5 protein-coding genes and 1 pseudogene are annotated in these 6,044 nt (G+C 73.9%); all 6 read left to right on the top strand.

Annotation, left to right across the window (positions count from 1 at the left end; all coding sequences use genetic code 11):
* Positions 1-126: pseudogene (locus tag ABD224_RS28795) on the top strand (pyridoxamine 5'-phosphate oxidase family protein); the annotation flags it as partial.
* A 132-nt stretch (positions 127-258) separates the two neighbouring features.
* A complete protein-coding gene (locus ABD224_RS28800; RefSeq protein ID WP_344055190.1) occupies positions 259-1,191 on the top strand; it encodes a universal stress protein in 933 nt (310 codons plus the stop codon).
* A gap of 4 nt (positions 1,192-1,195) precedes the next feature.
* Positions 1,196-3,631, top strand: a complete 2,436-nt coding sequence (locus tag ABD224_RS28805; RefSeq protein ID WP_344055192.1) for a glycoside hydrolase family 65 protein — start codon at positions 1,196-1,198, stop codon at positions 3,629-3,631.
* Between the two features lie 164 nt (positions 3,632-3,795).
* Positions 3,796-5,163, top strand: a complete 1,368-nt coding sequence (locus tag ABD224_RS28810) for an MBL fold metallo-hydrolase (RefSeq protein WP_344055194.1) — start codon at positions 3,796-3,798, stop codon at positions 5,161-5,163.
* A gap of 110 nt (positions 5,164-5,273) precedes the next feature.
* Entirely contained in the window at positions 5,274-5,651 is a 378-nt protein-coding gene (locus ABD224_RS28815; RefSeq protein ID WP_344055196.1) for a rhodanese-like domain-containing protein, read from the top strand.
* Positions 5,648-6,044: TSUP family transporter (locus ABD224_RS28820; RefSeq protein WP_344055198.1), on the top strand; the 397-nt coding region annotated here is incomplete at its 3' end. The genes ABD224_RS28815 and ABD224_RS28820, both read left to right, overlap by 4 nt.

Genomic DNA, 6,044 nt, shown 5'->3' on the forward strand with positions numbered 1-6,044 from the left:
GTGCCCTGGCCGCGGGAGGTGTTCGTGCGGGTGGAGCCGGAGCTGATCACGGGGCGTGAGCTGGTCGGCGGCCGCAGCCTCTACGGCCTCGACGCCCATGTCCGCCCGGCGGCCGGGGCACGGTGACCGCGGGGCCGCACGGACCGGCCGTCCCCCGAAAGGACCGAACTGCCCTCGCAGGGGTGCGCGGGAGGTGCGACGGTGGTGGTGGGATTTTCTGCCGCGCGGCCCGGCGGCCCGGCGAAAGGCGGTGGGACGGTGGAACTGCCTCTGGTCGTGGGGGTCGACGGATCGGCTCCGAGCCTGGCGGCGGTGGACTGGGCGGTGGACGAGGCCGCCCGGCACGGTCTGCCCGTGCGGCTGGTGTACGCCTCCCTCTGGGAGCGCTACGAGGGACACGAGGGATACGAGGGACACGAGGGATACGAGGAGGGTGTCCCGCCGGGGAGCGGGGAGCGTTCCTCGGAGCAGGCGATGGCCGAGCACATCGTCGCCTCCGCCGCACAGCGGGCCCGTGAGCGCGAAGCCCGCGTGAGCACCGGCGTGAGGACCGGGGGGAACGCCGATGTGAAGGTGTCCGCCGGCATCGTCCCCGACGACGCGGTCTCCGCCCTGCTGGAAGCGGGCGACACCGCTTTTGCCCTGGTCACGGGCTTTCGGGGGCGGGGCGGACTGAAGGGGCTGCTGCTGGGGTCGGTCTCCCTGGCCGTGGCGGCCCGGGCGGACTGCCCGGTGGTCGTGGTCCGCGGCGACAAGGCGGGGCTGGCCGGCACGCACGAGCGGATCCTGCTCGGTGCCGGTGAGCCCGACACCGGCGGCGAGGCCGTGCGGTGGGCGTTCCGGGAGGCCGAGGTGCGCGGCTGCGTCCTCGACGTCGTACGGGCCTGGCGCGGCCCCGCGTTCCAGGCGCCCTTCGACCCCCCGGCCCGGGAACGCGAGGAGCAGGCCCTTGCCCTGATGGAGGAACTGCTGCGGGAGGCGAGGGCCGCGCACCCGGACGTACGGCTGCGTCCCGCGACGGTCGAAGGGCCGGCGCACAGGGTGCTCGTCGACCGCTCGGCCGCCGCCGACCTGGTGATCGTCGGCGCGCGGCGCAGGACGGGCCGTCTCGGCCTCCAGCTCGGACGGACGGGCCACACACTGCTGCACCACGCGCAGTGCCCGGTGGCCGTCGTGCCGCAGCGGGTGTGACGCCGTGGCAGGGAGGGCGACGGCGGGGACCTGGGCGTACGAGGGGTACGACCCCGCGCAGGAGCGCCTGAGGGAGGCGCTGTGCACGCTGGGCAATGGGCGCTTCGCCACCCGCGGTGCCCTGCCGGAGTGCGACGCGGACGAGGTGCACTACCCGGGCACCTATGTGGCGGGCTGCTACAACCGGCTCGTCTCCCGTGTCGCCGTGCACGCGGGCGACGGCGCCGAGGCCGCCGAGCCCGCCGAGCCCGCCAAGACTGTCGAGGCCGTCGAGAACGAGGACATGGTCAATGTCCCCAACTGGCTGCCCTTGCGCTTCCGCCTCGCGGACGGCCCCTGGCTGACCCCGGACACCGCGACCGTCCTCGACCACCACCAGGTCCTGCACCTGGACTCGGGGCTGCTGGAACGCCGTACCCGCTACGGGCTCGGCGACGGGCGTTCGCTGATCGTGCGTCAGCAGCGGATCGTGCACATGGGCGACGCGTATCTGGCCGTGCTGCGCACCGAGTTCACCGCCGACGGACTCACGGCGGACCTCGAGGTCGAGGCGGCCGTCGACGGAGGCGTCACCAACTGCGGGGTGGAGCGCTACCGGGAACTGGAGGGCCGGCACCTCACCCATGTGCACTCCGGCACCGCCGCCCCCGACACGGTGTGGCTGCGCTGCCGTACCCGGACCTCCGACATCCGGATCGGCGTGGCCACCCGTCTGACCTGCGAGGGCGAGATCGCCACCCGGCACGAGCACCTGCGCGCGGTCCAGCGGGTGCGGCTGCGGCTGGAGCCGGGCCGTACCGCCACCGTCGACAAGACCGCGGCGCTGCACACCTCCCGCGACCCCGCCATCGGCGACCCACTGGGGGCCGCCGTCGACCGGGTGACCGCGGCGCCCTGCTTCGACGAACTGCTGCGGACCCATCTGACGGCGTGGAACCACCTGTGGCGCCGGGCCGAGACCGACGTCCCCGGGGAGGCGGGGCACATCCTGCGCCTGCACCTGTTCCATGTGCTGCAGACCCTCTCGCCGCACACCGCCGACCTGGACGTCGGGGTGCCCGCCCGCGGGCTGCACGGCGAGGCCTACCGGGGACATGTCTTCTGGGACGAGCTGTTCGTCCTGCCCTATCTGAACCTGCACTTCCCGGAGGTCTCCCGCGCTCTGCTGTGCTACCGCCACCGGCGTCTGGAACGGGCCTGCTCGGCGGCGCGCGCGATCGGCCGGCGCGGCGCGATGTATCCGTGGCAGAGCGGCAGCGACGGCCGGGAGGAGACCCAGCGACTGCACCTCAACCCCCGCTCGGGACGCTGGCTGCCGGACCACTCCCGCCTCCAGCGGCACGTCGGCTCGGCGATCGCCTACACCGTGTGGCAGTACTGCCAGGCCGGCGGGGACAGCGAGTTCCTGTACACCAAGGGGGCCGAGATGCTGGTGCAGATCGCCCGCTTCTGGGCGGACTCGGCCACCTGGGACGAGGATCTGGGACGGCACCGCATCCTGGGCGTGATGGGCCCCGACGAGTACCACGACGCCTACCCGGACGCCGGCCGGCCCGGCCTCGACGACAACACCTACACCAATGTCACGGCCGCCTGGGTGCTCGCCCGGGCCCTGGAACTCCTGCGTCTCCTGCCCGAGCCGTGCCGCCGCGGACTCGCCGAGCGCATCGGCCTGGACGACGGCGAGCCCGAGCGGTGGGAGGAGGTCTCCCGCACGCTGCACGTGCCCTTCCACGACGGTGTCATCAGCCAGTTCGAGGGCTACGAGAGCCTCGCCGAACTCGACTGGGACGGCTACCGGAAGCGGTACGGCAGCATCCGCCGCCTGGACCGGATCCTGGAGGCCGAGGGCGACAGCGTCAACCGCTACAAGGCCTCCAAACAGGCCGACGTGCTCATGCTCGGCTACCTCTTCTCGCCCGCCGAACTCGCCTCGCTCTTCGGCCGGCTGGGCCACCGCCTCGACGACGACCTCTGGCGGCGCACCGTCGACTACTACCTGGCCCGCACCAGTCACGGTTCCACCCTCAGCGGCCTGGTGCACGGCTGGGTCCTGGCCCGCGCCCGCCGCGGTGAGGCATGGACCTTTCTCAGGGACGCCCTGCTGAGCGATGTCGCCGATGTGCAGGGCGGCACCACCGGCGAGGGCATCCACCTGGGTGCCATGGCCGGCACCCTCGACTTCGCCCAGCGCGGACTGCCCGGCCTGGAGACCCGCGAGGACGCCCTGTGGCTGGACCCCGCCCCGCTGCCCGAGCTGTCCTCCTACGGCTTCTCCCTCCGTTTCCGGGGGCACTGGGACGTACGGCTGCGCCTGGAGCGCGGCCGGGTGACGATCACCGTGCCTCCCTCCAACCGCTCGCCGATCGACGTACGTCTGCCCGACCGGGCCGTCCGCGTCCGGCCGGGGGAGACCCGCCGTCTGCGCCTGCCCGAGTGAGCGGACCGGAAGGATCGGCTCGGCCCGTTCTCCTCCGTCCCCTCCGCGCCCCGAGACCCTTCCGTTCCCTGGGAACCCCGGAGCCCGAGAAATACCCCCGGGGGTACTTGTGTTAGTCTCGCTGTATACCCCGGGGGGTAATTTCTCCGTGAAGGGAGCGTCCCGTGTTCTTCATCGAGACCATCGAGCTGGCAGGCCTCGGCAACCGCAGCTATCTGGCCGGCGGCGAGCGCACGGCCGTGGCGGTCGATCCGCCCAGGGACGTCGACCAGGTGCTGACGGCGGCGGCCCGGCGCGGGGTGCGGATCGCGTACGTCGTCGAGACGCACGTCCACAACGACTACGTCTCCGGCGGCCTGGAACTCGCCCGGCTCACCGGAGCCTCCTACCTGGTCCCCGGGGAAGCCCGCGTCCGCTTCGCGCACACGCCCGTGCGGGACGGCGACACCGTCACCGTCGACGCCGGTGCCCGGCTGACCCTGCGGGCGATGGCGACCCCCGGACACACCCCGCACCACACCTCCTACGTCCTCCAGGAGGACCAGGCGGCGGTCGCCGTGTTCACCGGCGGTTCGCTGCTGATCGGCACCGTCGGCCGCCCCGACCTGGTCGAGCCGCGGCTGACCGAACGCCTGGCCCGCGCCCAGCACGCCTCCGCGCACCGGCTCGCCGCCGAACTCCCCGACAGCACCGCGGTGCTGCCCACCCACGGCTTCGGCAGCTTCTGCTCCTCGAGCCAGGTGGCGGGCGGCGGCACCACCATCGGCCGGGAGCGGACGGCGAACGACGCCCTCACCCAGGACGTCGACACCTTCGTCGCCGGGCTGCTCGCGAACCTGGACGACATCCCCGCGTACTACGCCCACATGGGGCCTGCCAACGCCGCCGGACCTGCGGCGGTCGACCTGACCCCGCCCGCCATGGCCGACCCCGACGAGATCGCCGCCCGGCTGGCCGCGGGGGAGTGGGTCGTCGACCTGCGCAACCGGGTCGCCTTCGCCGAGGGACATGTCGCGGGCTCGTTCAACTTCGAGGCCGAGGGCAAGCTCGCCACCCACCTGGCCTGGATGGTGCCCTGGGGCAAGCCGGTGACCCTGCTCGCCGAGTCGCCCGGGCAACTGGCCGAAGCCCAGCGCGAGCTGGTCCGGGTCGGCATCGACCGCCCGGCCGCCGCGGCCACCGGCGGGCCGGCCGACTGGCTCCGCCCGGGCGAGACGCCCGCCTCCTTCCCGCGGGCCACCTTCGCCGACCTCGCCGAACGGCACCCGGGCAAGGGCATCGTCGTCCTGGACGTCCGGCGTGACTCCGAACGGGCCGGCGGCCATGTCGAGGGCTCGGTGCACATCCCCGTGCACCTGCTGCACCGGCGGCTCGACGAGGTCCCCGACGGGCAGGTGTGGGTGCACTGCGCGGGCGGCATGCGGGCCGCCGTGGCCGCTTCCCTGCTGGACGCGGCGGGCCGTGACGTCGTCGCGGTGGACGACACGTTCGAGGCCGCGGAGAAGGCCGGACTCACCGTGCGGACCGTCTGAGCCCGGTCGGGGAGGAACAGCGGGAAACAGCGAGGAAAAGCACGGACAAGCGAAGAAGACCAGCGAAGAGCAGCGAAGAAGAGCGAGGAAAAGCGAGGGAAACCGTGCGGATGAGTCTCTTCCGGCGCGGCTTTGGGCGGGTCACCGCGCGCGAGGCCGCCGAGCGCACCGGTCACCACCCGGCCGGCGGCGCGGGCGGTGCCGTACTGCTGGACGTGCGCGAGACGCAGAAGTGGCGCGCGGGGCACGCCCCCGGCGCACTGCACATGCCCCTGTCCGTGCTCACCGCGGGCGCACCGCTGCCCCGGGAGGCACAGGGACGGCCGCTGATCGTCATCTGCCGCTCCGGCAACCGCTCCCGGCAGGCCGTCGGCCTCCTGGCGGCCCGGGGCGCCGACGCCGTCGACGTGGCCGGCGGCATGCGGGACTGGGTACGGGCCGGACTGCCGGTGGTGGACGACCGCGGCGAGGACGGCACGATCGCGTGAACACCCTGCTCCTCGCTCTGGCCGCCGGGGCCGTCATCGGCCTGGCACTGGGCGCGCTCGGGGGCGGCGGCAGTGTGCTGGCCGTCCCCGCCCTGATCTATCTGCTCGGTTCCACCCCGGTCGCGGCCACCACCGCGAGCCTGGTCGTCGTCGCGGTCACCTCGGCCACCGCCCTGGTCGCCCACGCCCGAAGCGGCCAGGTGCGGTGGCGTACGGGACTGCTGTTCGCGGCTGCCGGGATCGGCCCGGCGATGCTGGGCGGCGCGGTCGCCGGACGGCTGCCCGCCACCGTACTGACCGCGGCCTTCGCGCTGGTCGCGGCTCTCGCCGCCGTCCGGATGCTGCGGCCCGGCCGGGCGCCGGCCGGGGAGCGCCCGGTCCGGCCCGGCCGGG

This window comes from Streptomyces thermoalcalitolerans (assembly GCF_039525155.1).
In the GTDB taxonomy this organism is placed as follows: domain Bacteria; phylum Actinomycetota; class Actinomycetes; order Streptomycetales; family Streptomycetaceae; genus Streptomyces; species Streptomyces thermovulgaris.